This window comes from Streptomyces sp. AJS327, assembly GCF_013450295.1.
Classification (GTDB): domain Bacteria; phylum Actinomycetota; class Actinomycetes; order Streptomycetales; family Streptomycetaceae; genus Streptomyces.
Window position 1 is genome coordinate 1,117,471 of the sequence record NZ_SKBR01000002.1, and the last position, 25,289, is coordinate 1,142,759.

A 25,289-nucleotide genomic window follows, 5' to 3' on the forward strand; every position below is an offset into this window, starting at 1 on the left:
CGAACCACCTGGAGACGCGCCCATGGCTGCCGCCACCCCGCCTGTTCCCCCCGTCCTGGAACGCCCGCACCTCATCGGCATCGGCGGAGCGGGGATGTCCGGCATCGCCCGGATCCTCGCCCAGCGGGGCGCGGCGGTGGCGGGCAGCGACTCCCGGGACTCGGGGACGAACGAGGCGCTGCGCGAGCTGGGCGCGACCGTCCACATCGGGCACGCGGGCGGGAACCTCGACCCGGGGACCACCGCCATCGTCGTCTCCAGCGCCATCCGCGACGACAACCCGGAGCTGGTCGAGGCGCGGGCGCGCGGGATCCGGGTCATGCACCGGGCGACGGCGCTGGCCGCGCTGATGGACGCCGTCCGGCCGCTGGCCGTCGCGGGCACCCACGGCAAGACCACCACCACCTCGATGCTGGCCGTGAGCCTCCGCGCGATGGGCCTCGACCCCTCCTTCGCCATCGGCGGCGACCTCGACGGTCCCGGAACCAACGCGCACCAGGGCACCGGGGAGATCTTCCTCGCCGAGGCCGACGAGAGCGACCGCAGTTTCCACTCGTACGCGCCCGAGGTGGCGATCGTGCTCAACGTGGAACTGGACCACCACGCCAACTACGCCGGTCTGGAGGAGGTCTACGAGTCCTTCGCCACCTTCGTGGGCCGGATTCCGCCCGGTGGCACCCTGGTGATCTCCGCCGACCAGGCCGGTGCCCGGGAGCTGACCGAGCGGATCGGCGGCCGCCCCGCGCTGCGGCTCGTCACCTACGGTGAGTCACCGGACGCCGACGTACGGATCACCGACATCACCCCGCGCGGGCTGACCAGCGAGGTGCGGGTGATCATCGACGGGCGCGAGCTGGCCTTCACCGTCTCGGTGCCGGGCCGCCACTACGCCTCCAACGCGGTCGCGGCGCTGGCCGCCGGAGTGGCGATGGGCCTCCCGGCGGAGGAGCTGGCCACCGCGCTCGGCAGCTACACCGGGGTGGGGCGGCGGCTCCAGTTCCGTGGCGAGGCCGCCGGGGTGCGGGTCATCGACTCCTACGCGCACCACCCGACCGAGATGGCGGCCGACCTGGAGGCGGTGCGTGCCGGGGCCGGAACCGGCCGGGTCCTCGTCGTGTTCCAGCCCCATCTGTACAGCCGCACCCGGGAGTTGGGCCGCGAGATGGGCGACGCGCTGCTGGGCGCCGACGCCTCGGTGGTACTGGAGATCTACCCGGCCCGTGAGGACCCGCTGCCGGGCGTGACCAGCGCGCTGATCACCGAGGCGGCCCGGGCGGCCGGAGCCGAGGTGCGGGACGCGGGCTCCCGGGACGAGGCCGTGGACCTCGCCGCGGGAATGGCGCGGCCCGGCGATCTCGTTCTCACCATGGGCGCGGGGGACGTCACCGAGCTGGGCCCCCGGATCCTGGACCGCCTCGGGGCCTGAGCCGCCCGGCGGACCACCCGGTCCCGTTTCCCTCCCCTTCCCTCCCCCGAGCAGGCCACCGAAGACCGAGGAGCGAGCATGGCATACGAGGCCGACAAGCCGGACGAGCAGTGGCGCGCGGAGCTGACGCCCAGCGAGTACCGGGTGCTGCGGCAGGCGGGCACCGAGGCGCCGTTCACCGGTGAGTACACCGACACCGAGACCACCGGCGTCTACCGCTGCCGGGGCTGCGGCGCCGAACTCTTCCGCTCGGACACCAAGTTCGCCTCGCACTGCGGCTGGCCGAGCTTCTACGACCCGGCCGACTCCGCCGCCGTCGAACTGATCGCCGACCACTCGCTGGGCATGACGCGCACCGAGGTCCGCTGCGCGGCCTGCGGTTCACACCTCGGCCACGTCTTCGAGGGAGAGGGCTACCCGACCCCCACCGACCAGCGGTACTGCATCAACAGCATCTCGCTGCGGCTGGAGCCCAAGGAGTCCGACGACGCGGCCGGGCCCGGCGAGGGCACGGGCGGCGCGGCGGCGTAGCCCACCCGCCACCGGAAGGCGGCGGCCCGGGGCGCGCGGCCGCCGGGCCGCCCAACTCGGCCGCCCCGCCGGGCGGGTGGGGCTGTCCGTCAGGAACTCCAGTGTGCGGAGGCGCTGTTCGTGCTCGCGCGTGACGGGGGTGAGGATCAGGCACGCGTCCCACCCCTCGCGACGCGCTCGACGGACTCCGGTGTCGACGACTGGGCGGGCTCGGCGGCACACGCGATCAGGCAGAGCACTCGGGTCGTCATGTGCCGTGTTCCTGACGGTGGTTGTGAGGCCTTCTGGTCGCGTACACGGCGTTCTCTCGGGGTGTCATCCGTTGGGGAAGCGTGTCAACGACCGTGCCCCGCATCCTGCCCAAGACGCGCTGTGCGGCGAGAGGGGCGAGTTCGTGCCTTCAGGTACTACACCTGACAGGTGATCAGGGCATGGTCGCAGAACTCTTCACCGGACCTGGCCACCCTCGTCTTCCCGACGTCGCCGCGGCGGTGAACGCGTTCCCCGGACCCGGCGGAGGCACCGAGCACGAAGCGCCAGTGAGGCGGGGAACGGTGGCGCGGGTGGTGCTGGGGGCCTCCACTGTCTGCCGCGTCCCCTCACCTGGACGACGTGGGCCCGCCACCGCTGGCTCCGTCCCGGAGGACTGCTGTACGTGATGACCGCCCTCAGCGACGGCACCGCTCCGGTGGGACTGACCGGCACGGCCCTGGACGCGGTATGCGACGGCTGGCAGGTCCTCCACCAGTGGCAGCTGGCGCGGACCCACGGCCGCCCCACCCACTGCCTCCTGCTCCGCAACCCGCCCCGCCGCCACGTCAGTTGACCACCACCCCACGCGGTGCCGAGCGGCCTTCCGCTCGCCGTCTCCCTGAGCCCAACGGGCCTGGTGTCGCGGAGCCATTCGTGTGGGAGTGGCGGGGAGCGGGCTGTTCGCTCCGCGAACCGGCTCCACGGCCTCCTATGGTGCCCGTGCCTGTCCCGGCGTGAGTGGTGCTGGGGTGCCGTCGGGCTCGCTCACCCAGGTCGGTTTCGCTCAGCAAGGAACGTGACATGCGCCAGATGCCCTCGTCCGAGATGGTCGACATGATCGCGTTCCTCGCCGTCCTGCTGGTCTTCTTCAGCATCGACGTGCGATCGCGGGAGTCGCCCGGCTCCGGGCCGTGGCACGCGCGTCTCTTCGAGTGGGCCTCCCGGCTCGGCGGAATCGCCACCGCGGTGGCCCTGACCCTGGGATGGGTGGACCTGTTCCTCCCGGATGAGGGCAGCCCGATCCACGTGGCGTTCGTGGCCGTTCCCGGAACGGTCGCGGTGCTGTGCGCCATCGTGCTGGGGCTGGAGATGCTGTGGCAGCGAAGGACGGCGCCCTGACGTCCGGGTGCCGGGGTGGGAGTGGAACACTGACGGGGTGTCCCGTCCGGCGGTGAGCGTCCGGAACTCGCGTACGGCGCGGAGGCGTCCGGTGCCCGTGCTGGTGGGTGTGGGGACCTTGACGGGGCGGTTTGTCTCCATCTGGCTACCGGATCCGGTCCCGTCTGGACAGGGGATGACCACGTCCGGAAAATGCTCGGCATGACATCGATCGAGTTCAGCGCGTACCCGTCGCGTCTGTCGGACAGCGACCGGGAACGCGCGCTCGACGTGCTGCGGGAGGGCGCGGCTCAGGGACGGCTCTCCCACGAGACCTTCATGCGCCGGACCGAGGCGATCCTCAAGGCCCAGTGGCAGGAGGAACTCCACGCCGTCCTGCACGACCTCCCCACCCGGCGGGACCGTGGACGCTGGTTCACCCGCGCCATCGCCCGGGTGTCGGCGACGCCACTGATGCTCCGCAAGGCGTGGCGCACCCAGCGGCTGCCGGAACTGCTGCTGCCCCCGCCCGCCCCACATCCGCTGTCCATCGGCCGGGCGCCCGGATCCATGCTGCGGCTCAACGACTTCACGGTCTCGCGGGCGCACGCCCAGCTCCGGTGCACCGTGGAGGGCTGGTTCCTGCGCGACCTGGGCTCCAGCAACGGAACCTGGGTGAACGACAGCAGGGTGACGGGCTCCGTGCAGGTCTACCCCGGCGACCAGGTGCGCTTCGGTCAGATGGCGTTCCGGCTGTCCGTGCCGCAGCCGCCGGAGCTGGGAACCGCGCCGCGCCAGTGAGTTCGGCCCGTCGGCCGTCCGCCCCCGTCGCCGGGCCGCCTCCGGCCGCCCCCGTCGGGCCGCCCGCGTCGCCCGGCCTCTCGCGTGCCGACGCCGGGATTCCCGGATAGCCCCCGTGCGCCCCGCCCCGACCCGGCCGCCGCCAAGTCCGGACCGCGCCCCATATCCGTTCGACGGAGGGGTGTGGTGGAAACCGCGTTCGGGCACCGGTCACGAGGTTCCGGTACCGGACTGGCAGTGGGGACGCCGGGCGGTGTACGGTCGCGCCTCGCGCCGCCGTTGGGCGCTGGTCGCCTCGTACGACCGTACGGGAGACGGTGGTTGAGGGGGTTCCGGATGCACCGGAACCGGAGCCGCAGTAGTCTTCCTTGATCGAACGACGGGTCCGGAAGGCGGTGCACATTTGGGCTCGGGAGGGCTGGAGCTTCCCCCAGGCGAGGGCGTGTCCGAGGAGGACCAGGGCGCCGCCGACGCACCCCCGGGGGCCGTCTCCCTGGCACGCCCGATGGAGATCGGCGCCGATCTCACCTGGGACGCCGAGATCTGGGCCGAGGTCCGCACCCGCGCCGAGCGCGCCGGTCGCGCCTACCTCTGGATCAACCTGGTCGAGCAGCGCACGCGATCGGTCGTCTCCGCCGTGCTGCGCCCGATCTACGAGCCGGTGCACGGCGAGGATTGGGTCATGGCGGCGGCGGGCCCCACCGGCCAGGAGTGGGTGCAGCGGGCGGTGGCCGTCCGGGAGGTGAGCCGCCGTAAGGGCTACCTGCTCGACCCGGCCGACGACACCTTGCTCGCCTTCCTCACCCTGCCGCAGCTGCGTGAGCTGATGGTGCAGCACTGGCCCTGCTTCGAACCGTACTTCGACGACCGCAGGGAACTCGAACTCGCCCTGGACGAGCTGGAGGTGGCGCGCAGCGCCGTCGCCCGCAACCGGGCGCTCTCGCCCACCGTGCTGGCCCAGGCGGAGCGGATGTGCGCCCGGTTGCTGCGCTTCCTCGGCGCGATGGACGAGGACACCCCCTCCGCCGGGCGGCTTCCGGTGGACGCGGTGGAGAGCCTGGTGGGGGACCGCTTCGCCGACGTGGTGGGGGTGCACTCGGACCGGGTGCGGCTGCAACGGCACCTGCCCGCCGAGGACGTGTTCGGCGGAGCCCGCAGGCTGGACGCCATGGGCATCGGACTCAACCTGCTCGTGCAGAACTTCGGCGGGCGGCGGCTGGTGCGGCTGGCGGAGTCCGGCTGCCGGGTCCGGCTGCTCTTCCTCAACCCGGCGAGCAGCGCGGTGCGTCGACGCGAACGGGAACTCGGCCTGAAGAAGGGCGAGTTGAGCCGTTCGGTGGAGACCAACATCCTGCACATGCGGCGGGTGCGCGATCGGCTGCGCGATCCGGCCGCCTTCGAGGTGCACGTCTTCGACGAGACCCCGCGATGCGCCGCGTACCTGGTGGACGGGGACGGCAGCGACGGTCTGGCCGTCATCCAGACCTACCTGCGTCGGGTGCGGGGTCTGGAGTCCCCGGTCTTCGTGCTGCGCGGCGGCTCCCGCGACCTCGTCCAGCGGCCCGCCGACGGTGTCACCGGCGGCCCCCGCCGGGACGAGGGCGAAGGGGGTCTCTTCGCCACCTACCGGGAGGAGTTCGAGTCCGTGTGGACGGACTCCCGCCCCGTCTCCTGACGTTGGCCCACGGACACCTCCGTGTCCCGTCCTCCGGCCCGTTCCCCGCGTGTCCCCTCGCCGTCCCCGTGGCTCCCTCGTGCCGTCCGTGCCCCCGCCGCTCGTCGGCGTGCAACTGATCGTGTAGGTACGGGAGTTGGGCGGCCTGTGGGTGAGCGGGGAGGGGCGGCGCAGGGTCCGGGTACGGCTCCGGCCTCCGTAAACTGCTGCCATGGCGGACGACAACGGGGCGAGACGCGTCATCGGTGACCGGTTCGAGCTGCTGGAGCGGCTCGGGGGCGGCGGGATGGGGCTGGTCTGGCGCGCTCGGGACACCGAACTCCACCGGGAGGTCGCCCTCAAGGAGGTGCGCCCGCCCGATCCGAGGTTCAGCGACAGCCCCACCCAGGAGGCCGGGGTACTCCGCGAACGGGTGCTGCGCGAGGCGCGGGCGCTCGCGAGGCTGCGCCATCCGCAGGTGGTCACGATCTTCCATATCGTCACCGCCCCGGAGACCGACTTCCCGTGGCTAGTCATGGAGTTGGTGCCCGGCGGCTCCCTGGTGGACCGGCTGGACCGGGGCCTGCTCGGGCCCGTCGAGGCCGCCCGGCTGGGGCGCGGGGTGCTGGCCGGGCTGCGGGCGGCGCACGCCGCGGGCATCCTGCACCGGGACGTGAAGCCGGGCAACGTGCTGCTGCGGGAGGACGGCAGCCCCGTCCTGACGGACTTCGGGATCGCGGCTCTGGGCGAGTTGAGCGCGCTGACCAGTACCGGGGCGCTCGTCGGCTCGCCGGAGTACATCGCCCCGGAGCGCGTCCGGGGGCAGGAGGGCAACCCGGCCTCGGACCTCTGGTCGCTGGGGCTGGTGCTCTACGTGGCGGTGGAGGGGAGGCATCCGCTGCGCCGCGACACGGTGCTGGCGACCCTCGGCGCCGTGCTGGACGCTCCCGTGCCGGAGGCCACCCGCGCGGGTCCGCTCACCTCCGTGCTGACCGCGCTGCTCGACCGGGACACCGACGCCCGGCCGGACGCCGCGCGCCTGGACGAACTGCTCGCCGCGGTCGAGGCCGGAGGGGAGGCGGGGCCGAGGGCCGAGGAGGAGCCGAACGGCCCCGGAAGTGTGGTGAGTTCGGGGGCCGAGGTGGCCGCCCTGCCGACCCAGCCGGGTGTCGCGCCGCAGCCCCCGCCCGGTGACCCGGAGGAGACACACGCCCCGCGCCCCGCTCCGGCTCCGGCGGCGCCCGGATACGCGGCCGCCACCACGCGCTCCGGAGCCCGTCCCGCGACGCCGTCCGCCGCCGAGCCGGGCACGCCACCGGAGGGCGCGGAGCCGTCCGGGACGACCGGGGACGACACCGAGGCGCCCGCCGCCGGGCCCGAGAAGCGCGACGGGGCGGAGCCGGACCCGGACGCCGACCGGAAGTCCGCCCCCGCGCTCGAGCCGGAGCCCACGGCCACCCCCGAACCCGAGCCCGCCGAACCGCGGTCCGCCCCCGAACCGGAACCCGAGGCCACGCCCGCCCCCGCGTCGAAGGCCCTCGTCCGGCGGTCCGTCGCCGAACCGGAGCCCGCGGCACAGGAGTCCGGTGCCGCGGAGTCCGGGTCCACGGAGGGGGATCCGGCGACCTCGGCCACGGCCGGGGTCGGCCGGGGCGCGAAGCGGCCCGGGGGTGACGGGCCGGAACCCGTCACCATCACCTCCTCCCGGTCCCGGGGCGGCCGGCGGTTCGTCATGGGTCTGGTGAAGACGGCGGTGGCCCTGGCCCTGATCGTCACCGGGCTGAACTACACGCCTGACCTGCTGCGGAAGCTGGAGGGCGTGGGCGCCGCCGCCGACGCCGTGGCGGACGCGGGCTCCGGCGACGGAGACGACGCGGAGAAGGACGACAACCACCTCTTCACGCCGAAGGGCGTGCGCGAGGGGCTGGCGAAGCTGAAGCCACTGATCGGGGGGACCAAGGTGACCTCGATGTCGTCGCACGGCAGTCACATGTCGGCCAGCGCCCCGCGCAAGGACGACCCGTCGCTGATGCACTCGTACTCCTACCGGGACGGCAAGGCGGAGAACAGGGGGCCCGCGGGTCTCGCCCAGGGGCCGCCCCGCGTCGACTTCGCCAGGTTCGACTGGGACATGCTGCCCGGGGTGTGGCGGAAGGCGCAGACCGGGCTGGGCATCAAGCAGGCCAAACGCAGCCACATGAGCCTGGAGTTCTCCCCGGACCACGGGGTGGTGCTGGCGCTCTACGTCAGTGACGACTACGGCACCGCGTCGATGCGGGTGAACACCGAGGGGAAGACGGTGGCACGCAACCCCCGGGAGGCCCCGACGAACTAGCCCACCGCGCGGCCCCGTTCGGAACGCTCCTGTTCCGGCGGTGTTCCGGCCGTTCCGGCCGTGCCCATGCCGCCCGGCCCGGCTCCCGTAGCGTGTGGCCACCAACCGCCGTGTGCCGTACGGGGGTTGAGCACGCTCCGTGGCGCGCCGGGGCGTTGGGCGGGCGGGCGGCGGCGTGTGGGTGCGCACGGTCACCGGACTCGTGGGTGTTCGGGGGCGGTCGGGGGCCGCCGTTCGGTGCCGGGTGGGGGAGTTGGCGGGGCGGACGGGGTCGTCCGGTGCCGTCGCGGGTTCCTCGCCGCCCGGCGTCAGCCGGATGTCATCCCTGCTCAGGTGCGTGGGGCGGGGGTTGGCGGGTTCGGCCGCCGGGTCCGGACGGGGGGTGTGGGGCCAGGCGGGGCGGTGTCGGTGAACGGCCGCCTGAGGCACGGGATTCCGTTCGGATGGGATAGCCCAGTGTGAACAGTACATGACGCGGGCAGACCCAACTTAGTGCGGTTTCGCGGGATTTGGATCTCCGAGAGCGCGTTGTATATCTCACACCCGCCCGGAGAGCTTGAGCTGGGCGCGTCAATCCGACAGGGTTTCGACCACTCCCGGCACGGATCTTGATGCGCTGCCAGGCGTGCGCGAAAACGACATAAACCCCCCACATCACACGAGGAGGACCCTCGTCATGGCTACTCCCATGCCTCGAAAGCGGCGGATTTCGATCGCCGTCGGTGCCGCCATCGCCGTCGCCGGCGGTGCGACCCTGCTGACCCTGCCCGCCGGGGCCTCGCCCGCCGAGGGCACCGTCTACGGGACGAACGCGAAGGGCGCGATCGACGGCAGCTACGTCGTGATGCTCAAGGACGAGAAGGGCGTCAAGGCCACCTCCTCCGGCAAGGAGCTGACCGAGGAGTACGGCGGCAAGGTCAAGCACACCTACTCGTCGGCCGTGAACGGCTTCTCCGCCAAGGGCCTCAGCGAGCAGGAGGCCAAGGAACTCGCGGCGGACGACAAGGTCGAGAAGGTGGTGCAGAACAAGCGCTTCACCATCAACGCCACGCAGGACAACCCGCCGTCCTGGGGCCTGGACCGCATCGACCAGGAGGAGACGGCGGGCGACGACGCCTACACCTACCCCGACACCGCCGGGGAGGGCGTCACCGCGTACATCATCGACACCGGTGTGCGCATCACCCACCAGGACTTCGAGGACCGCGCCGAGCACGGCTACGACGCGGTGGACGACGACAACGAGGCGGACGACGGCCAGGGCCACGGCACCCACGTGGCGGGCACCGTCGCGGGCAAGGACCACGGCGTCGCCAAGAAGGCCAAGATCGTCGCCGTCCGCGTGCTGGACGACCAGGGCTCCGGCACCACCGAGCAGGTCGTCAAGGGCATCGACTGGGTGACTGAGAACGCCTCCGGTCCGTCCGTCGCCAACATGAGCCTCGGCGGCCCGCAGGACGAGGCGCTGGACGCCGCCGTCAAGAAGTCCATCGAGGCCGGGGTCAGCTACTCGGTCGCGGCGGGCAACGAGGGCCAGGACGCGGACGCCAGCTCGCCCGCGCGGGTGCCCGAGGCGATGACCGTCGCCGCCAGCGACGACGCGGACGCGCAGGCGTCCTTCTCGAACCACGGCGAGATCGTGGACCTCTACGCCCCCGGCGTGAAGATCACCTCCGCGACCAACACCGGCGACGACGCCACCGAGACGCTGGACGGCACCTCGATGGCGGCTCCGCACGTCGCGGGCGCGGCGGCGGTCTACCTGTCCGCGAACCAGGACGCCACCCCGGAGCAGGTCTCCACGGCTCTGACCGACGGGGCGACCCAGGACGCCATCACCAACCCGACCGGCAGCACCCCGAACAAGCTCCTCAAGGTCGGCGAGTGACACACGGCGCGTGACGCCGGGGTCGGCACGGCGTCCGCCGCATGACCCCGGAACGGCCAGCACGGCGCTCCGCCCCCGTCCCCTCCCCCTGGGACGTGGCGGAGCGCCGTGCCCGTTCCGGCGCCCGTACCTTCAACCGACCGTTGAGCAGGGAGAGTTGGGGGCGGACGGCCGTCAACCCCCGTGCGGCGGGCGGACGGTGGCGTCCGCGTGGCGGCGTGCCCCGGGCGGGGCGCGGCGGGCGTCCGGCGGGCCGGGAGCGGGGCCGGGGTCAGGCGGCGGCGAGGGCCAACGGCCGGGCGGCCTGGGCCTGTTCGGCCCGTCGCACCAGCAGCCGGGCCAACTCCGGCGCGTCACCCAGCACCGGGGCGAGCAGGTCGGCCCCGGCCTCCCGCGCCCCGGCGGCGATCCGGTCCGGCAGGAAACCGGGGGCGATGACGTAGGGGGCGACCACCACGTGGTCGGCCCCGGCGGCTCGGAGCGCCCGTACCGCGTCCTCGGTACGGGGAGCCGCCGCGGAGGCGAACGCGGGCCGCACGGCGCACCACTGGGCGGTGCGCCACCACTCCCGCGCGGTTTCCGCGGTCACCGCGATCGCCTCCGGGTCCGAGGAGCCCGCCGCCGCCAGCACCACACCGGTCGCGTGCCGTGGGCGAGCCGGTGGCCCGCACTCCCGCAGCCGCCGCTCCAGCGCCCGTACGAGCAGCGGGTCCGGGCCGAGCACCGCGGCCTGGCGCACCGCCATGCCGGGCAGCCGGGCGAGGGCACCGGCGAGGGCCGCCGGGATGTCGGTCTTGGCGTGGAAGGCCCGGCTGAGCAGCAGCGGTACCGCCACGACCTCGCGCACCCCGTCCGCGTACAGCTCCTCCAGGGCGCGCGGCACCGAGGGGGCGTCGAACTCCAGGTAGCAGGCGGCGACCCGGAGTTCGGGGCGCAGGGCACGCACCCGCGCGGTGAGCGCCGCGACGGTCACCGCGTGCCGGGGGTCGCGGCTGCCGTGCGCGACGAGCAGCAGCGCCGGGCGCGGGGGGTGCCCGGGCGTCCCCGGTGTTCCCGGGGCGGTCGCGAAGGGGAGCATGGCTGGGGTCCGTTCAGGCTCGGGTGGTGGCCAGGCCGCGGTGGAGCAGGACGCGCCGCTCCAGCGGGGCGAACAGCGCCGACTCGATGAGGACGCCGATGGCGAGGATCAGCAGCACGGCGGCGAGCACCAGGCTCAGGTCCTCCCGCTGCCGCCCCTCGTCGAGAATCCGCCCGACGCCGGGCAGCGGGGTGGCGGTGATCAGCTCGGCGGTCATCAGCGCCCGCCAGCCGAACGTCCAGCCCTGCCGCAGCGCCGCGATCAGACCGGGCAGCGCCGCGGGGACCAGGACGTGCAGCGCGCCCGCCGCCCCGGTGGCGCCCATCGAGCGGCCCGCGCGCAGCAGCAGCGGCGGCACCTGGTCGACGGCCGAGAGCACCCCCACCGCGATCGAGGGCACCGCGCCCAGCAACACCACCGCGTAGACCGCGCCCTCCGACTCGCCGAGCGCGATCACCGCGACCGGCACCAGCGCGGCGGCGGGCAGCGACTGCACGGCGGACAGCACCGGTCCGAGGGTGGAGCGCACCAGCCGGACGCGGGCCAGCAGCATGCCGAGCGGCACCCCGATCGCGGCGGAGACGCCGAAGCCGATCAGGCAGCGCAGCACGCTCTGGCCCAGGGCGGGCAGCAGGGTGCCGTCCGACCACGCCCCGGCCAGGTCACCCCAGACCTCGGCGGGGGAGGGCAGCCGGGCCGACCAGTTGAGGACGACGGCGAGTTGCCAGAGTCCGAGCACCAGCGCCAGCGCGGCCAGCGGCGGCCCCACCGCGCCCGCTGCGCGGCGCCAGCGGGCACCGCCGCCGCCCTCCCGGGTCTCCAGCGCGTCCAGGCCGGAGGCCATCCGGTCCTCAGGGGCCTCCGCTTCCGCCGGACCGGACCCACCGGCGGGGGCGTGGGGAGCGTCGCGGTCGTCGGGCTCGTCCGGGCCGCCGGGCTCGGACGGGCCCGGAGCGGCGCGGGTGGCGGCGTCAGCGCCGGGCATGGCGGATGATCTCCTCGTGCAGGTGCCCGGTGATCTCCCGGGCCACCGAGGTGACGTCGGTGTCCTCGATCCGGCGCGGGTGCGGGATGTCGATGTCCCACTCACGGGCGACCCGCCCGGGGCGCGAGGCGAGCAGCACCACGCGCTGCCCGAGCCGGACCGCCTCGCGGACGTTGTGGGTGACGAACACGACGGTGGGCCGCCGCTCCGTCCACACCCGGGTCAGCTCCTCGTGCAGCAGGTCCCGGGTGATGGCGTCCAGCGCCGCGAACGGCTCGTCCATCAGCAGCACCTCGCTGCCCTGCGCCAGCGCGCGGGCCAGCGCGACGCGCTGCCGCATCCCGCCGGACATCTCGTGCACCCGCTTGCGGTAGGCGTCCGGCAGCCGCACCAGACGCAGCAACTCCTCGGCCCGCTCGCGCCGTTCGGCCTTTGGCACCCCGGCCAGCCGCAGCGTCAGCTCGACGTTGCGGCCCGCGGTCAGCCAGGGGAAGAGCGCGTGGTCCTGGAACATCAGCGCCGGGCGCCCGGACGGCACCCGCACGGTGCCCTCGCTCGGCCGCTCCAGCCCGGCGACCAGGTTGAGCAGGGTCGACTTGCCGCATCCCGAGGCCCCGAGCAGGCAGACGAACTCGCCGGGCGCCGCGCGCAGATCGACGCCGTCCAGCACCCGCTGGGCGCCGCGGCGCCCCCCGAAGGACTTGGAGACGCCCTCCAGCCGGATGGCGTCCTCCGCCGTGCCCGGCGCGGACGCCACCGGGGGCCCGGCCGTGGCCGGTGCGGTGGCCCGCGCGCGGGGCGGCGCGTCGAGTTTCACGGGCACGGTCAGTCCTCTCCTCGGTGGTGCGGCGGCCGGTCCCAACGGCCCGGCCGCCGGGCGGAATCGGGGCGTCCGGCGGTCGCCGGAGCCCCGGGGGGCGCGTCAGAAGTCCCAGCCCTCGTCCTCCTCCGCGACCGGGTCGCCACCCGGTCCCGCGCGGAACGCCTCGCCCGCCATCCCGGCGGTCAGCGTGGTGCCGTCGGCCGGGTCGATCAGCAGGAAGGAGCCGGTGCGCCGGGAGACCGCGTACGGGTCCACGGGCAGCGGCTCGGCGGTGCGCAACACCACCCGCCCGATGTCGTTGGCCTCCAGCCGCTCCGGCTCCGGGTGCTGGGAGAGGTCGTCCAGCGTGAGGCGCGACGGGATCTCCCGCACCAGCGCCTTCACCGTGCGGGTGGTGTGCTTGAGCAGCACCCGGTCGCCTGGGGCCAGCGGGCGGTCGTGCAGGTGGCAGACGGTCGCGGTGAGGTCCTGGCTGGGGGTCACGCCGGCGTCCGCCGGGACGATCACGTCCCCTCGGGAGACGTCCAGGTCGTCGGTGAGGCGCAGGGTGACCGACTGCGGGGCCCAGGCCAGGTCCACGGGCTCACCGAGCGCGTCGATGCCCTCCACGGTGCTGGTCCGGCCGGACGGCAGCACGGTCACCCGCTGCCCGACCCGGAGTACGCCGGAGGCCAACTGGCCGGCGTAGCCACGGTAGTCGGGGTGTTCGGCGGTCTGCGGGCGGATGACGTACTGCACCGGGAACCGCGCGACCTCCTCGTCCGGGTCGTGCGTGACGGCCACGGTCTCCAGGTGCTCCAGCACCGTCGGCCCGCCGTACCAGTCCATGTGCGCGGAGGGGGTGACCACGTTGTCGCCCTCCAGCGCCGAGATCGGGATGGTGGTCACCTCGGGCACGCCCAGCGAGGTCGCGTAGGCGGTGAACTCCTCGGCGATCCGGGCGAAGACCGGCTCCGCGTATCCGGCCAGGTCCATCTTGTTGACCGCGAGCACCACGTGCGGCACCCGCAGCAGCGCGGCGACCGCCGCGTGCCGCCGCGTCTGCTCGACCACCCCGTGCCGCGCGTCGACCAGCAGGATCGCCAGCTCGGCGGTGGAGGCGCCGGTGACCATGTTGCGGGTGTACTGCACGTGCCCGGGGGTGTCCGCCAGGATGAACCGCCGCCGTGGGGTGGCGAAGTAGCGGTAGGCCACGTCGATGGTGATGCCCTGCTCCCGCTCGGCCCGCAGCCCGTCGGTGAGCAGCGCCAGGTCGGGAGCCTCCTGGCCCCGGCTCTGCGAGGCCCGTTCGACGGCCTCCAGCTGGTCGCTCAGGATCGACTTGGAGTCGTGCAGCAACCGCCCCACCAGGGTGGACTTCCCGTCGTCGACGGAGCCCGCGGTGGCGAAGCGCAGCAGCGAGGCCGGCGCGAGACCCGCCTCGTCGACAGGGTGCTCGGGGTGCGTGGGGTGCGTGGGAGAGGTCATGACTAGAAGTACCCTTCGCGCTTGCGGTCTTCCATGGCCGCCTCGGACAGCTTGTCGTCGGCCCGGGTCGCGCCCCGCTCCGTCAGCCGGGACGCCGCGATCTCCGCGATGACCTTCTCGATGGTGTCCGCCTCCGAGTCGACGGCGCCGGTGCAGGACATGTCCCCGACCGTGCGGTAGCGCACCCGGCGCCGCTCCACCGTCTCGCCCTCGCCCGGGCCGCCCCACCCGCCGGGGGCCAGCCACATCCCGGAGCGGGCGAAGACCTCCCGCTCGTGCGCGTAGTAGATCGAGGGGAGTTCGATCCGCTCGCGCGCGATGTACTGCCACACGTCCAGCTCGGTCCAGTTGGAGAGCGGGAAGACCCGCACGTGCTCGCCCGGCGCGTGCCGCCCGTTGTACAGCTGCCACAGCTCGGGGCGCTGCCGCCGCGGGTCCCAGCCGCCGAACTCGTCGCGCAGGGAGAACACCCGCTCCTTGGCGCGGGCCTTCTCCTCGTCCCGCCGTCCGCCGCCGAAGACCGCGTCGAACCGGTCCTGGTTGATGGCGTCCAGCAGTGGCACCGTCTGGAGGGGGTTGCGGGTGCCGTCCGGGCGCTCCCGCAGCCGCCCGGAGTCGAGGTACTCCTGCACCGCGGCGACCCGCAGCCGCAGCCCGTGCCGGGCGACGGTGCGGTCCCGGTAGTCCAGCACCTCGGGGAAGTTGTGGCCGGTGTCGACGTGCAGCAGCGCGAAGGGCGGCGGCGCCGGGGCGAACGCCTTCAGCGCCAGGTGCAGCATGACGATGGAGTCCTTGCCGCCGGAGAAGAGGATGACCGGGCGCTCGAACTCGCCCGCCACCTCGCGGAAGACGTGCACCGCCTCCGACTCCAGCGCGTCCAGGTGGGACAGCCCGTGGGGACGGTTCCCGGTCCCCCCGGCCGCCGCGTTCGCCGTGGACGTGATTGCCGTGGTCACGCTCTGCCCCTCTCGTTCGGGTGAGTCCTTGCCGGGTGCGTCTCGCTCACAGGAGCCCCCGCTCCGATAGCAGCGCGCGCAGCGCCTCCGCCGACTCCGGCACGCTCTGCTGGTGTGCCGCGATCCGCAGGTCCGGGGAGGCCGGGGGCTCGTAGGGGTCGTCCACCCCGGTGAGCCCGGAGATCTCCCCGGCGGCCTGCCGCGCGTAGAGGCCCTTCACGTCCCGCTGGGAGCAGACCTCGACGGGGGTGGCGACGTGCACCTCCAGGTAGCCGGTGCCCTCCGCCCGGTGCCGCTCGCGGACCGCCTCCCGGCTGTCCGCGTACGGCGCGATGACCGGCACGAGGACGGTCACCCCGTGTGAGGCCAGCAGTTCGGCGACGAAGCCGATCCGCTGGACGTTGGTGTCCCGGTCACCGCGGGTGAAGCCGAGCCCGGCGGAGAGGAAGGTGCGGATCTCGTCCCCGTCCAGCACCTCGACCCGCCGTCCCTCGGCGGCCAGCCGCTCGGCCAGCGCCCGCGCGATCGTCGTCTTGCCCGCGCTGGGCAGGCCGGTCAGCCAGACCGTGGCCCCCACCGGGGTGCCGCGCTCACTCATCTCCCGCTCAACTCCCGTTCGCCGACCGTGGTCCGCTTCGTAGCGCGCCGTCCCCCGGGTTCTTCCCGGTGCCGCGCTCACAGATGGATTCCGCACTCGGTCTTCCCGCTGCCCGCCCAGCGGCCCGCCCGCGCGTCCTCGCCCTCCCGCACCCGCCGGGTGCAGGGGGCGCAGCCCACCGAGGCGTAGCCGTCGGTCAGCAGCGGGTTGGTGAGCACGCCGTGCTCGGCCACGTACGCGTCCACGTCGTCCTGGGTCCAGCGGGCGATGGGTGCGATCTTCACCTTGCGCCGCCGCTCGTCCCAGGCGACGACGGGAGTGTGGGCGCGGGTCGGCGACTCGTCCCGGCGCAGCCCGGTCGCCCAGGCGTCGTAGGGCCGCAGCCCCGTCTCCAGGGGCGCCACCTTCCGCAGGGCGCAGCAGCGGTCGGGGTCGCGGTCGTGCAGCTTCGGGCCGTACTCCGCGTCCTGCTGGGCGACGGTCCGCTCCGGGGTGAGCGTGACCACGCGGACGTCCAGCACGGCGTCGACCGCGTCCCGCGTGCCGAGGGTCTCGGGGAAGTGGTAGCCGGTGTCGAGGAAGACCACGTCCACCCCGGGCCGGGCCCGGGACGCCAGGTGGGCGACGACCGCGTCCTCCATCGAGGAGGTGACGGCGAAGCGGTCACCGAAGGTGGCGGCGGCCCAGCGCAGCACCTCCAGGGCGGGGGCCTCCTCCAGCTCCCGGCCCGCCCGTTCGGCCAGTTCCCGCAGCTCCGACGCCGAGTGCCGTTCGGTGACGGTCATATCGCCCGGCTCCCCTCGTGGTGGCCGCTCCAGACGGAGTGCCGGTGGTGGACGGGGTGGTCGTGCCCGGGGTGGTGCGGCAGCCCGGAGGCGAGCAGCCCGAGGAAGGAGAGCGCGAAGGCGCGGTTGCAGGCGGCGCACTCCCAGGAGGCGCCCGCCGCGCGGCCGGTGGCCGCCTCGGAGGGCCGCAGGTCCTCGTCTCCGCAGTAGGGGCAGTAGAAGGGGGCGGCGCGCTCACTCATGCCAGGTCCCCCTCGTCCGCGCGGGCCACCCACTGGGCGAACCGCTCGCCGTCCCGCCGCTGTGCCAGGAAGGCGCGCAGTACCCGCTCGACGTAGTCGGCCAGCCCGTCCGCGGTGACCTTGAGCCCCCGCACCTTCCGGCCGAAGCCGGGCTCCAGCCCGAGGGAGCCGCCCAGGTGCACCTGGTAGCCCTCGACCTGCCGCCCCTGCGCGTCGGTCACCAGCTGTCCCTTGAGGCCGATGTCGGCGGTCTGGATCCGGGCGCAGGAGTTGGGGCAGCCGTTGAGGTTGATGGTGAGCGGTTCGTCGAACTCCGGGAGGCGCTGCTCCAGTTCGTCGATCAGCCAGGAGCCGCGCCCCTTGGTCTCGACGATGGCGAGCTTGCAGAACTCGATGCCGGTGCAGGCCATGGTGCCGCGCCGGAACACGGACGGCTCGGCTGTCAGCCCGAGCGCGTCCAGCCCCTCGGTGAGGGAGGTCACCTGGTCCTCGGGGACGTCCAGGATCAGCATCTTCTGCTCGGCGGTGGTCCGCACCCGCCCGGAGCCGTGTGACTCCGCGAGATCCGCGATCTTGGTGAGCTTGGCGCCGTCGACGCGGCCGACGCGGGGCGCGAAGCCCACGTAGTAGCGGCCGTCGCGCTGCCGGTGCGCGCCGACGTGGTCGCGCCAGCGGTGGGTGGGCGCCTCCGGCGCCGGGCCGTCGGCCATGCGGCGCAGCAGGTACTCGTCCTCCAGCACCCGCCGGAACTTCTCCGGACCCCAGTCCGCGAGGAGGAACTTGAGGCGGGCGCGGGTGCGCAGCCGCCGGTAGCCGTAGTCCCGGAACACCGAGACGACGCCCTCGTGGACGTCCGCGACCTCCTCCAGCGGCACCCAGGCGCCGAGCCGGACACCGATCTTCGGGTTGGTGGAGAGGCCCCCGCCGACCCACACGTCGAACCCGGGCCCGTACTCCGGGTGTTCGACGCCGACGAAGGCCACGTCGTTGATCTCGTGGGCCACGTCGAGCAGGGGCGATCCGGAGATCGCGCTCTTGAACTTGCGCGGCAGGTTCGAGTAGGCGGGGTTGCCGACGACGCGGCGGTGGATCTCCTCGACGGCCGGGGTGCCGTCGATGATCTCGTCGGCGGCGATCCCGGCGACCGGGGAGCCCAGGATCACGCGCGGGGTGTCACCGCACGCCTCGGTGGTGGAGAGCCCGACGCCCTCCAGACGGCGCCAGATCTCCGGCACGTCCTCCACCCGGATCCAGTGGTACTGCACGTTCTGCCGGTCGGTGATGTCGGCGGTGCCGCGCGCGAACTCCTGGGAGATGTCGCCCAGGACGCGCAGCTGGCCGGTGGTCAGCCGTCCGCCGTCGATCCGTACCCGGAGCATGAAGAACTCGTCGTCCAGCTCCTCCGGTTCGAGGACGGCGGTCTTGCCCCCGCTGATGCCGGGCTTGCGCTGGGTGTAGAGACCCCACCAGCGCATCCGGCCCCGCAGGTCCGCGCCGTCGATGGAGTCGAATCCCTGGTGCGCGTAGATCGTCTCAATACGTGTCCGTACATTGAGACCGTCGTCGTCCTTCTTGTTCTGCTCGTTTCCGTTCAGCGGGGTGAGGTGGCCAGCGGCCCACTGGCCCTCACCCCGGTGGCGTCCGGCTTTGCGGCGGCTCGGGGAAGTGGGGCGTGCTGGCGGGGAGTCGGCCATGGCGACAGGTCCTTCGGGCAGGCTCGGGCAGGCTCAGGTGGACTGCGGGGACGCTACGAACAGCTTCTGGCCAGCGCGGATGCGCGCTCGCCGCACGTGACTCAGCGGTGCGGTGCCGGGAGGGCGGGCTCACCCGCCGCGTTGCGGGCGGCTCCGGATGACGGCGGTGCTGGAGGTGCTGGGACTGTCAGCCCGCGCGACAGATGGCGCTGGACATGCGGCCGTAGTCGACGTGGCGTCGACTCACCAGGGCGATTCCAGCGCGGGACATGGAGGAAGCGTGGCATGGCCATCTGAGGCCAGTCCACCGTCTTCCGTAATATGGACGAAAGAGTCTCGTCATGTGAGCCAACGGTTCCGCTCGCGCCGGTTCCCCGGCGCGGCGCCCGCGATCCGCTGGACCCGCGCGCTCACCCAAGCGCCGTGCGCCGACAGCCCGTTGACCCCGGCGCGGGCCCGTTCGTCGCCACTCCGCCGGTGCTGGGTCGTCCACCCCGCGCCACCCGCCGTCCCGTCGTCGGCTCTGCCACCGCCCTGTTCGGTGGCCGGGGTGCCCGGGTGCCCGGGTGCCCGGGTGCCCGGTGGCCGGTGCGGCCTGGAGGGCGCGCCCCGGAGGTGACGGGGGAGTGGCGCCGGGGGAGGTGGGGCGGTGGAGACTCCGAGCGTGGCGGCGCGCGCCGGTGGGTGCGCCGACGTTCACCCGTTCCCTTCTGGTTCGCCCGGAAAGGCGGGAGTTTGGAGCACGTTCACCGTTTCTCCCATTTATCCCACTTCTCGCGATCCTCCTTTTTGTCCGCCCTGCCGTGCTATGGGCGAGTGAGCGTCATCCGGTGTGGGGCCGCTGTGCGATCCGGTCGGGGACGTTCCGGGGCGGAGAAGGGCACTCGGGCAGCTGGTGGGGGCGGTCCGAGCCGGGTCGGAGCGGAGTGGAGTGGGACGGAGATGGAGCGGACGGTCAACGGCCGTCGTACGGGGCGGAGTTGCAGCGCCCGGGTCCGCATCGTCCATGATGTGAGACGCGGATCCCGTGCGGGATCCCGTGGAGCCGGCGCCGACCGCCTCCGTTCACCCGGCGGGCCAGGGCGCGGACGGCGGGACCGTCGGCTCCGAACTCTCCTCGGTGCGGAACAGCCGGAAGCCGCGCGCCTGGTAGGCGCCGAGCGCCGCCGGACTGTCCCGGCTACAGGTGTGCACCCACACCCGGCGGGTGGCGGGCCGCTCGGGCCACCGCTCGGCCAGGTCCCAGGCGCGCGCCGTTCCCCAGGTCAGCAGGTGCCCGCCGACGCCACGCCCCTGGAAGGCGGGCAGCAACCCGAAGTGGCTGATCTCCACCGTGCCCTCCTCCTGCGGGTCGAGTTCGATGTACCCGGCCGGGGTGCCCCACTCGTAGGCGACCCAGGTCTCCATGGCCGGGCGGTCCAGGAACTCCAGCCACTGGCGGTACGTCCAGGGCAGCCGGTCGCCCCACTGGTAGTCGCCGCCGACCGCGTCGTACAGGAAGCGGCTGAACTCCGGGCTGGGCACCTCGGCCCGTACCACCCGCACCCCCCGGGGTGCCTCGGGGCCGGGCGGGACGAGGTCCTCCGGCGCGAGCTGTTCCAGGGACCAGGTGGTGACGGCGGTGCTGCTGCTGTTCATGGCGCAAGCTCAGCACAGCCGTCACCGCGCGGCACACCCGGCCCGTGCCCCGCGCGGAACTCCCCGCCCGCGCGGAGGCACCGGGATCGCGCGGGCACGGGGCGGCGCGAGGCTCAGCTCCGGCGGACCCGCAGGCCGCGCAGCCGGTTCAGCGCGGCGGCCGTCTCGAAACGGCGCGGCAGCGCGAAGTCCTCGTCGCGGACGGCGAGCAGCGCGTCCACGCCCCGGCCCCCGGCCAGCTCGGCGTCCAGCAGGTCGAGCGCCTCGGCCAGGGTGCGGCGGCCGTCGAGATGGCCGTGGCGCACCAGCAGTTCGAGCGCCAGCCCGACCCCCGTCACCTGGCGCGGGTCGGCCAGCTGCTCCACGGCGCGCAGATCCACCTCGTGGTCGCCGAAGGACAGCCCGTCCTCCCCGCGCGCCCGGATGCGCGCGCGTCCCTTGACCGTGGCGTCCAGGGTCGCGGGGTCGGGGGAGCGGTGGACGACCCCCGGGAACGCCTCCGCCTCCGCGCGCCGCCCGGTGGGTACCGAGGCCACCTCGCGGGCCCGCCCGGTGACGTCCGACGGCTGGTAGGCGTCCATCATCAGCACCCGGTCGGCGACCTCCAGGTAGTCACCCGAACCGCCCATCACCAGCACCGTGGAGACCCCGTGGTCGCGGTGGAGCGAGCGCACCGTGTCCACCAGCGGGGTCAGCGGCTCGCGGTCCTTGGCGACCAGCGCCTGCATCCGGGCGTCCCGGATCATCAGGTTCGTCGCGGCGGTGTCCTCGTCGATGAGCAGCACCCGCGCGCCCGCCTCCACCGCCTCGCAGAGCGAGGCCGCCTGTGAGGTGGAGCCCGAGGCGTTCTCGGTGGAGAAGTCGGTGGTGTCCGAGCCGTCCGGCAGGTGGTCGACGAAGGCGTGCACGTCCACCCGCTCCACCCGCCGCCCGTCCTCGGCGCGCAGCTTGACCGTCTCCGCGCGGGCGGCGACCAACTCCCGCCCGTCGCCCGGCAGGTGATCCCAGATGCCGGTCTCCAGCGCGCGCAGCAGCGTCGACTTGCCGTGGAAGCCGCCGCCGACCACCAGGCTCACGCCCTCCGGGACGCCCATACCGGTCACCCGGCCCGCGTGCGGCAGCTCGACCGTCACCCGCAGTTCCTCGGGGGAGGCGAACGGCACCACGCCCGCGCCCTCCGCCGGGCGGTCGTCCACCCCCGAGCGGCGCGGCAGCACCGCCCCGTCCGCGACGAACGCCACCAGCCCGCGCTCCGGCAGCGCGGCCCGCAGCGCGGTGGAGTCCTCGACGGTCTCCACGAACCGGCGCACCCGCTCCGGGTCGAGCGCCGCGTACCGGAGGGCGCGCTCCGCGATATCGGGCAGCACCCCGCACAGCAGCCGCCGCGCGCCGCGCCCGTCGATACGGCGGCCGTTGCCGGGCAGCGCGACACCGAGCCGCAGGACCACCCCGCCGTCCTCCGCGCTGATCTGGCAGGCGCTGCGCTCCAGTACCTCCTGCCCGCCGCCGTCCACCTGGAGGGCGCGCTCGTGCCGCGCCTCACGCGCCGCGAGCCGCAGCAGATGCGCGGCCAGCGCCCGGCGGCGCACCGGCGTCTCCCACAGCTCCCGGGGGAAACCCGCGTGCTCCGGCGGCACCCGGACGGCGACCCGCGCGGGCGGGGCGAACGGGTCCGCCTGCCCGCGCACCAGCTCGACGACCAGGCTCCGGCCGGGCCCACCCGGCATCTCCCAGGGACCGGTCAGCGACTTGTACCGCCCGTACGGGGCGCCGTCCAGCTGGTCCAGTTCCCGGTCGAGGCCCGAACGCGGGCCACGGGGCGGGGTCGGCGCGTGGTCGCGGTCGCGGTGCGTGCCGCGCGGTCCGCTCCGGTGCCCGCCGCGCTCCTCCCGCCGTCCGCCGCGGTCCTCCCGCCGCGGCCCGCCGTGGTACCCGCCTGGCCGGTCTCCGCCGGTCGGGCGTCCGCCTCCGGAACGTCGCACAGTGCGCTTCCCCACTTTCCCTCTCGGCCGCGGGCGGCGCCCGCGGCGCGCCGTTCTCCGTCGCCGTTCCGCCGGTCGTGGAGCGGTTCCGGTGTCCGGAGGCCGACGATACAGAACCCCGCAGGAGCCCACCGGCCCCCGCCCCACGCGGGTGCCGGAGGCCGGGGAGTCCGGGGTAGGCGCGCGCTACCGGCGCAGCCGTGGGGCGCCGCCGCCCGGGGCGCTCCCGCGCATGGCGACGAGGGCGACGGTGTTGGCGAGCAGGGCCGTGCCGCTCAGCCCCAGCACGGCCGCGGTGTACATGGGCGGTTCGTCGGCGCGGGGCCGCACGGTGCCGCTCGGGTCGTGGAGCACCCGGACACGGCTTCCCTCACCGAGGCCGACGCAGCCCCGGGGTTCGGTGAGCCGGGGCCTGATGGGCTGGCCCTCGGCGGTGACCAGCTTGCAGGTCTGCTTGAGGGTGACGCTCTTGCCGGTGGACGTCGTGTACCTCTCGTGCGGCTGGAACTTGACCACGGTCGCCTCGGTCCACTTCCCCCGGGTCTTCAGGGCCCAGGAGTCCGCCGAGGTGTGGATCACGGCGGCCGAGGCGATGGAGGCGAGGACGCCGACGCCCAGCGGCACCCCCAGGAACCGGGAGCCCTCACCGCGGTCGTCTACCCGGATGACCGCCCAGATCAGGAAGCTGACCGCCGCCAGCATCCCGGCCACCGCGAACGCCAGGCCGACGTTGACGAAGGCCCCGACCTGCGGCCCGAGCCAGGCCGGACCGACGGTGACGAGCAGCAGACCGGTGGAGATGAGGAGCGCGAGCCCCCAACGCCGGGCCGGGGAGTTGGCCGCGCGCCGTGCGTCACCCTGTTCGGCTACCCCCATGACGCCCCCATCTTCCGTCTGTTTCCAGCCATTTGATCATGTGCGCCCTCGCCGTCGAGAGGGCGGGTCCCGCTCCACCCGGTGCCTGTGCGGCGGCCCACGACGTGCGGTGGCCCGGGACCTACGCCCTTCCGAGGGGAGGGTCCGTCCCTTCCGAGGGGAGGCAGCCGGGCGGCGGGCGTCGTACGGTGCCGTTGACCGGGCGCGCGAACCGGAAGGAGGGCCGGTGTCCCAGAGTGGCGGTGACCGAACCGGCGGCGCACCCCGGCGTGGCCCAGCACCCCGGCGGGGCCGGACGGGCCGTGGCGTCCGGCGCGGTGGGCGCGACCACGTCATACGAGCCTCGCTGCTGACGCTGTCCGTCCTGCTCGCGCTGGGCGGCACCGCCTGCGGCGGGGACGACGGCCGGAAGCCGGACGGCGAACAGGACCCGACGGCGGCCGGTGCCCGCCCCGACCCGGTGGTCTTCGTCCACGGCCTCGGTGGCAGTTCGGCCGACTGGCGGACGTTCCGTGGCTGGTTCCAGCGGAACGGCTACCCCACGGACCGGCTCCTCGCGCTCGACCTGCCCGCCGGGCAGCCGAACGACGTCAACGCGTGGCAGCTGCGGGACGCCGTCCGTCGGCTGCTCGCGGAGACGGGGGCCCACCAGGTCGACCTGGTGGCCTTCTCCATGGGGAACCTCTCGGCCCGGCACTACCTCACGATGCTGGGTGGCACCGGTCGGGTGGACGACTTCGCCGGGCTCGCGGGCCCCAACCGCGGGATGGACACCCCGCTCACCGAGGGCTGCGCGGCGCCGGAGCGGACCGAGACCGACGCCTGCCAGATGCGGCGCGGCTCCCGCTTCCTCCGGGCGCTGAACGCCGGTGACCCGACACCGGGCCACACCACCTACGTCACCTGGCGCTCGCTCTCCGACGAGGTGGTGCCGGCGGCCTCGACCCCACTGGAGGGGGCCGACAACCGGCTGGCGCCCGAGGGGCTGGGCCACGTCGAGCTGCTGACCGACGAGCGCGTCTACCGCGAGGTCCGTGACGCCCTCCGCTGATCCGGGCACCCGGGTCCGCGCCGCCCGCCCCGTGGTCACCCGGGCGTACGCGCCGCGCCGGGCGGGCCACACGCCGCGAACACCGGCTCGCGACGAGCCGGGCCATCAGGAGCGGAAGGTGGGGCCGGGTGGCCCGAGGAGGCCGGAGAAGGACCGGGGGAGTCCGGAGGGGGCCGGGGAAAGACCGGGAGAGTCCGGGCCGGACGGGGAGGTGAGGGTCATAGACCAGTCCAGTCCTGCTGAATTGGACTCTGTGGTCGTACGGTTGGCGTTCTACGCTGCGGTCATGCGTATTCATGTCGTTGACGCGTTCAGTGCCCGTCCCTTCGCGGGGAACCCGGCGGGGGTCTGTCTCCTGGACCCCGGCCCCTGGCCGGGGGACCGGTGGATGCAGCAGGTCGCCGCGGAGATGAAACACGCGGAGACCGCGTTCGCGCTGCCTTTGGAGGAGGGGGCGGACGGTGACTGGGGGCTGCGCTGGTTCACGCCGAGCGTGGAGGTGGCCCTCTGCGGGCATGCCACCGTGGCCACCGGCCATGTGCTGCGGACCGACCGCGGGGTGACCGGAACGGTCCGGTTCCGCACGGTCCACAGCGGCGTCCTCACCACCCACACGGAGCCCGGCGGGACCGCGCGGGAGAGCCGGGTCGCGCTGGACTTCCCCGCCGCCGTCGTCACCCCGGCCCCGGTCCCGGACGGGCTGGCCGAGGCACTGCGCGTCGCGCCGGAGGCGGTCCACTCCACCGGCGACCTCGGTGACCTGCTGGTCGTCCTGCCCGACGAGGCCACTGTGCGGAACCTGCGCCCGGACGTCGAGGCGCTGGACGCCCTGACCCGGGACGCGGGGGCGCGCGGCGTCATCGTGACCGCGGGGGCGGACCGCCCGGAGGCGGAGTACGCCGTGGTGTCCCGCTTCTTCGCACCGGCGCAGGGCGTCGCGGAGGACCCGGTGACCGGCAGCGCGCACACCGCGCTGGCCCCCTACTGGGCCGTCCGCCTGGGCCGGGACCGGTTCACCGGGCTCCAGGTCTCGGAGCGGTCCGGCGAGGTCGGGATGGAGCTGCGGGGCGAGCGGGTCGCGCTGACCGGGCGGGCCGTCACGGTGCTGGAGGGCGACCTGCTCGTCTGA

General features: G+C 74.2%; 22 protein-coding genes. 10 read left to right on the top strand and 12 right to left on the bottom strand.

The window, feature by feature from the left end:
* The first annotated feature begins 22 nt into the window (after positions 1-22).
* The 8 genes from murC (at position 23) to E0L36_RS14510 (ending at position 9,985) form a co-directional block, all read left to right on the top strand.
* The gene (gene murC, locus E0L36_RS14475; protein ID WP_180929430.1) at positions 23-1,426 is read left to right on the top strand and encodes a UDP-N-acetylmuramate--L-alanine ligase; all 1,404 of its coding nucleotides are present in this window, start codon (positions 23-25) and stop codon (positions 1,424-1,426) included.
* A gap of 78 nt (positions 1,427-1,504) precedes the next feature.
* A complete protein-coding gene (gene msrB / locus E0L36_RS14480) occupies positions 1,505-1,957 on the top strand; it encodes a peptide-methionine (R)-S-oxide reductase MsrB (RefSeq protein ID WP_180929431.1) in 453 nt (150 codons plus the stop codon).
* 658 nt (positions 1,958-2,615) lie between these two features.
* Positions 2,616-2,783: a hypothetical protein gene (locus E0L36_RS14485; RefSeq protein WP_180929432.1), complete on the top strand. Its 168-nt coding sequence runs from the start codon at positions 2,616-2,618 to the stop codon at positions 2,781-2,783.
* 227 nt (positions 2,784-3,010) lie between these two features.
* The gene (locus E0L36_RS14490; RefSeq protein WP_180929433.1) at positions 3,011-3,328 is read left to right on the top strand and encodes a hypothetical protein; all 318 of its coding nucleotides are present in this window, start codon (positions 3,011-3,013) and stop codon (positions 3,326-3,328) included.
* A 201-nt stretch (positions 3,329-3,529) separates the two neighbouring features.
* Positions 3,530-4,108, top strand: a complete 579-nt coding sequence (locus E0L36_RS14495) for a DUF1707 and FHA domain-containing protein (protein ID WP_180929434.1) — start codon at positions 3,530-3,532, stop codon at positions 4,106-4,108.
* 403 nt (positions 4,109-4,511) lie between these two features.
* The gene (locus E0L36_RS14500) at positions 4,512-5,783 is read left to right on the top strand and encodes an SAV2148 family HEPN domain-containing protein (protein WP_180929435.1); all 1,272 of its coding nucleotides are present in this window, start codon (positions 4,512-4,514) and stop codon (positions 5,781-5,783) included.
* Positions 5,784-5,994: 211 nt separating this feature from the next.
* Positions 5,995-8,097: a serine/threonine-protein kinase gene (locus E0L36_RS27000; protein WP_219636566.1), complete on the top strand. Its 2,103-nt coding sequence runs from the start codon at positions 5,995-5,997 to the stop codon at positions 8,095-8,097.
* Positions 8,098-8,773: 676 nt separating this feature from the next.
* A complete protein-coding gene (locus tag E0L36_RS14510; protein ID WP_180929436.1) occupies positions 8,774-9,985 on the top strand; it encodes a S8 family peptidase in 1,212 nt (403 codons plus the stop codon).
* 271 nt (positions 9,986-10,256) lie between these two features.
* On the opposite strand, the gene E0L36_RS14515 is transcribed toward E0L36_RS14510, so the two are convergent.
* From E0L36_RS14515 to E0L36_RS14570, 12 genes are all read right to left on the bottom strand, one after another.
* Positions 10,257-11,063, bottom strand: a complete 807-nt coding sequence (locus tag E0L36_RS14515) for a sirohydrochlorin chelatase (RefSeq protein WP_180929437.1) — start codon at positions 11,061-11,063, stop codon at positions 10,257-10,259.
* A 13-nt stretch (positions 11,064-11,076) separates the two neighbouring features.
* The gene (locus E0L36_RS14520) at positions 11,077-12,048 is read right to left on the bottom strand and encodes an ABC transporter permease (RefSeq protein ID WP_180929438.1); all 972 of its coding nucleotides are present in this window, start codon (positions 12,046-12,048) and stop codon (positions 11,077-11,079) included.
* Positions 12,035-12,805 carry an ABC transporter ATP-binding protein gene (locus E0L36_RS14525; protein ID WP_180930009.1) on the bottom strand — a complete coding sequence of 257 codons (771 nt, stop codon included), beginning with the start codon at positions 12,803-12,805 and terminating at the stop codon, positions 12,035-12,037. Before E0L36_RS14525 ends, E0L36_RS14520 begins: the two co-directional genes overlap by 14 nt.
* A 165-nt stretch (positions 12,806-12,970) precedes the next feature.
* Positions 12,971-14,338, bottom strand: a complete 1,368-nt coding sequence (locus E0L36_RS14530; protein WP_180929439.1) for a sulfate adenylyltransferase subunit 1 — start codon at positions 14,336-14,338, stop codon at positions 12,971-12,973.
* 2 nt (positions 14,339-14,340) lie between these two features.
* Positions 14,341-15,282, bottom strand: coding sequence for a sulfate adenylyltransferase subunit CysD (gene cysD / locus E0L36_RS14535; RefSeq protein ID WP_308416807.1), 942 nt, complete (start codon positions 15,280-15,282; stop codon positions 14,341-14,343).
* 58 nt (positions 15,283-15,340) lie between these two features.
* The gene (gene cysC / locus E0L36_RS14540; RefSeq protein ID WP_180929441.1) at positions 15,341-15,892 is read right to left on the bottom strand and encodes an adenylyl-sulfate kinase; all 552 of its coding nucleotides are present in this window, start codon (positions 15,890-15,892) and stop codon (positions 15,341-15,343) included.
* A 77-nt stretch (positions 15,893-15,969) separates the two neighbouring features.
* Entirely contained in the window at positions 15,970-16,677 is a 708-nt protein-coding gene (locus E0L36_RS14545; protein ID WP_180929442.1) for a phosphoadenylyl-sulfate reductase, read from the bottom strand.
* Positions 16,674-16,919 (bottom strand): hypothetical protein, encoded by a 246-nt coding sequence (locus tag E0L36_RS14550; protein WP_180929443.1) that lies wholly within the window; start codon positions 16,917-16,919, stop codon positions 16,674-16,676. The genes E0L36_RS14545 and E0L36_RS14550 overlap by 4 nt, the downstream gene beginning before the upstream one ends.
* Positions 16,916-18,613 carry a nitrite/sulfite reductase gene (locus E0L36_RS14555; protein ID WP_180929444.1) on the bottom strand — a complete coding sequence of 566 codons (1,698 nt, stop codon included), beginning with the start codon at positions 18,611-18,613 and terminating at the stop codon, positions 16,916-16,918. The genes E0L36_RS14550 and E0L36_RS14555 overlap by 4 nt, the downstream gene beginning before the upstream one ends.
* Before the next feature lie 1,065 nt (positions 18,614-19,678).
* A complete protein-coding gene (locus tag E0L36_RS14560; RefSeq protein WP_180929445.1) occupies positions 19,679-20,251 on the bottom strand; it encodes a GNAT family N-acetyltransferase in 573 nt (190 codons plus the stop codon).
* Between the two features lie 113 nt (positions 20,252-20,364).
* Positions 20,365-22,233: an ABC-ATPase domain-containing protein gene (locus tag E0L36_RS14565; protein ID WP_308416763.1), complete on the bottom strand. Its 1,869-nt coding sequence runs from the start codon at positions 22,231-22,233 to the stop codon at positions 20,365-20,367.
* A gap of 186 nt (positions 22,234-22,419) precedes the next feature.
* Entirely contained in the window at positions 22,420-23,109 is a 690-nt protein-coding gene (locus E0L36_RS14570; RefSeq protein ID WP_180929446.1) for a hypothetical protein, read from the bottom strand.
* A gap of 226 nt (positions 23,110-23,335) precedes the next feature.
* Between E0L36_RS14570 and E0L36_RS14575 the strand changes: the two genes are divergently transcribed.
* Both E0L36_RS14575 and E0L36_RS14580 read left to right on the top strand, forming a co-directional pair.
* On the top strand, positions 23,336-24,160 hold the full coding sequence (locus tag E0L36_RS14575; RefSeq protein ID WP_180929447.1) for a triacylglycerol lipase: 825 nt from the start codon (positions 23,336-23,338) through the stop codon (positions 24,158-24,160).
* 286 nt (positions 24,161-24,446) lie between these two features.
* Entirely contained in the window at positions 24,447-25,289 is an 843-nt protein-coding gene (locus tag E0L36_RS14580; protein WP_180929448.1) for a PhzF family phenazine biosynthesis protein, read from the top strand.

Excerpts from the sequence above, each read along its gene's own strand:
- murC (WP_180929430.1), top strand. The coding sequence starts at position 23 with ATGGCTGCCGCCACCCCGCCTGTTCCCCCCGTCCTGGAACGCCCGCAC.
- msrB (WP_180929431.1), top strand. The coding sequence starts at position 1,505 with ATGGCATACGAGGCCGACAAGCCGGACGAGCAGTGGCGCGCGGAGCTG.
- E0L36_RS14485 (WP_180929432.1), top strand. The coding sequence starts at position 2,616 with ATGACCGCCCTCAGCGACGGCACCGCTCCGGTGGGACTGACCGGCACG.
- E0L36_RS14490 (WP_180929433.1), top strand. The coding sequence starts at position 3,011 with ATGCGCCAGATGCCCTCGTCCGAGATGGTCGACATGATCGCGTTCCTC.
- E0L36_RS14495 (WP_180929434.1), top strand. The coding sequence starts at position 3,530 with ATGACATCGATCGAGTTCAGCGCGTACCCGTCGCGTCTGTCGGACAGC.
- E0L36_RS27000 (WP_219636566.1), top strand. The coding sequence starts at position 5,995 with ATGGCGGACGACAACGGGGCGAGACGCGTCATCGGTGACCGGTTCGAG.
- E0L36_RS14510 (WP_180929436.1), top strand. The coding sequence starts at position 8,774 with ATGGCTACTCCCATGCCTCGAAAGCGGCGGATTTCGATCGCCGTCGGT.
- E0L36_RS14515 (WP_180929437.1), bottom strand. The coding sequence starts at position 11,063 with ATGCTCCCCTTCGCGACCGCCCCGGGAACACCGGGGACGCCCGGGCAC.
- E0L36_RS14520 (WP_180929438.1), bottom strand. The coding sequence starts at position 12,048 with ATGCCCGGCGCTGACGCCGCCACCCGCGCCGCTCCGGGCCCGTCCGAG.
- E0L36_RS14530 (WP_180929439.1), bottom strand. The coding sequence starts at position 14,338 with ATGACCTCTCCCACGCACCCCACGCACCCCGAGCACCCTGTCGACGAG.
- cysC (WP_180929441.1), bottom strand. The coding sequence starts at position 15,892 with ATGAGTGAGCGCGGCACCCCGGTGGGGGCCACGGTCTGGCTGACCGGC.
- E0L36_RS14545 (WP_180929442.1), bottom strand. The coding sequence starts at position 16,677 with ATGACCGTCACCGAACGGCACTCGGCGTCGGAGCTGCGGGAACTGGCC.
- E0L36_RS14550 (WP_180929443.1), bottom strand. The coding sequence starts at position 16,919 with ATGAGTGAGCGCGCCGCCCCCTTCTACTGCCCCTACTGCGGAGACGAG.
- E0L36_RS14555 (WP_180929444.1), bottom strand. The coding sequence starts at position 18,613 with ATGGCCGACTCCCCGCCAGCACGCCCCACTTCCCCGAGCCGCCGCAAA.
- E0L36_RS14560 (WP_180929445.1), bottom strand. The coding sequence starts at position 20,251 with ATGAACAGCAGCAGCACCGCCGTCACCACCTGGTCCCTGGAACAGCTC.
- E0L36_RS14570 (WP_180929446.1), bottom strand. The coding sequence starts at position 23,109 with ATGGGGGTAGCCGAACAGGGTGACGCACGGCGCGCGGCCAACTCCCCG.
- E0L36_RS14580 (WP_180929448.1), top strand. The coding sequence starts at position 24,447 with ATGCGTATTCATGTCGTTGACGCGTTCAGTGCCCGTCCCTTCGCGGGG.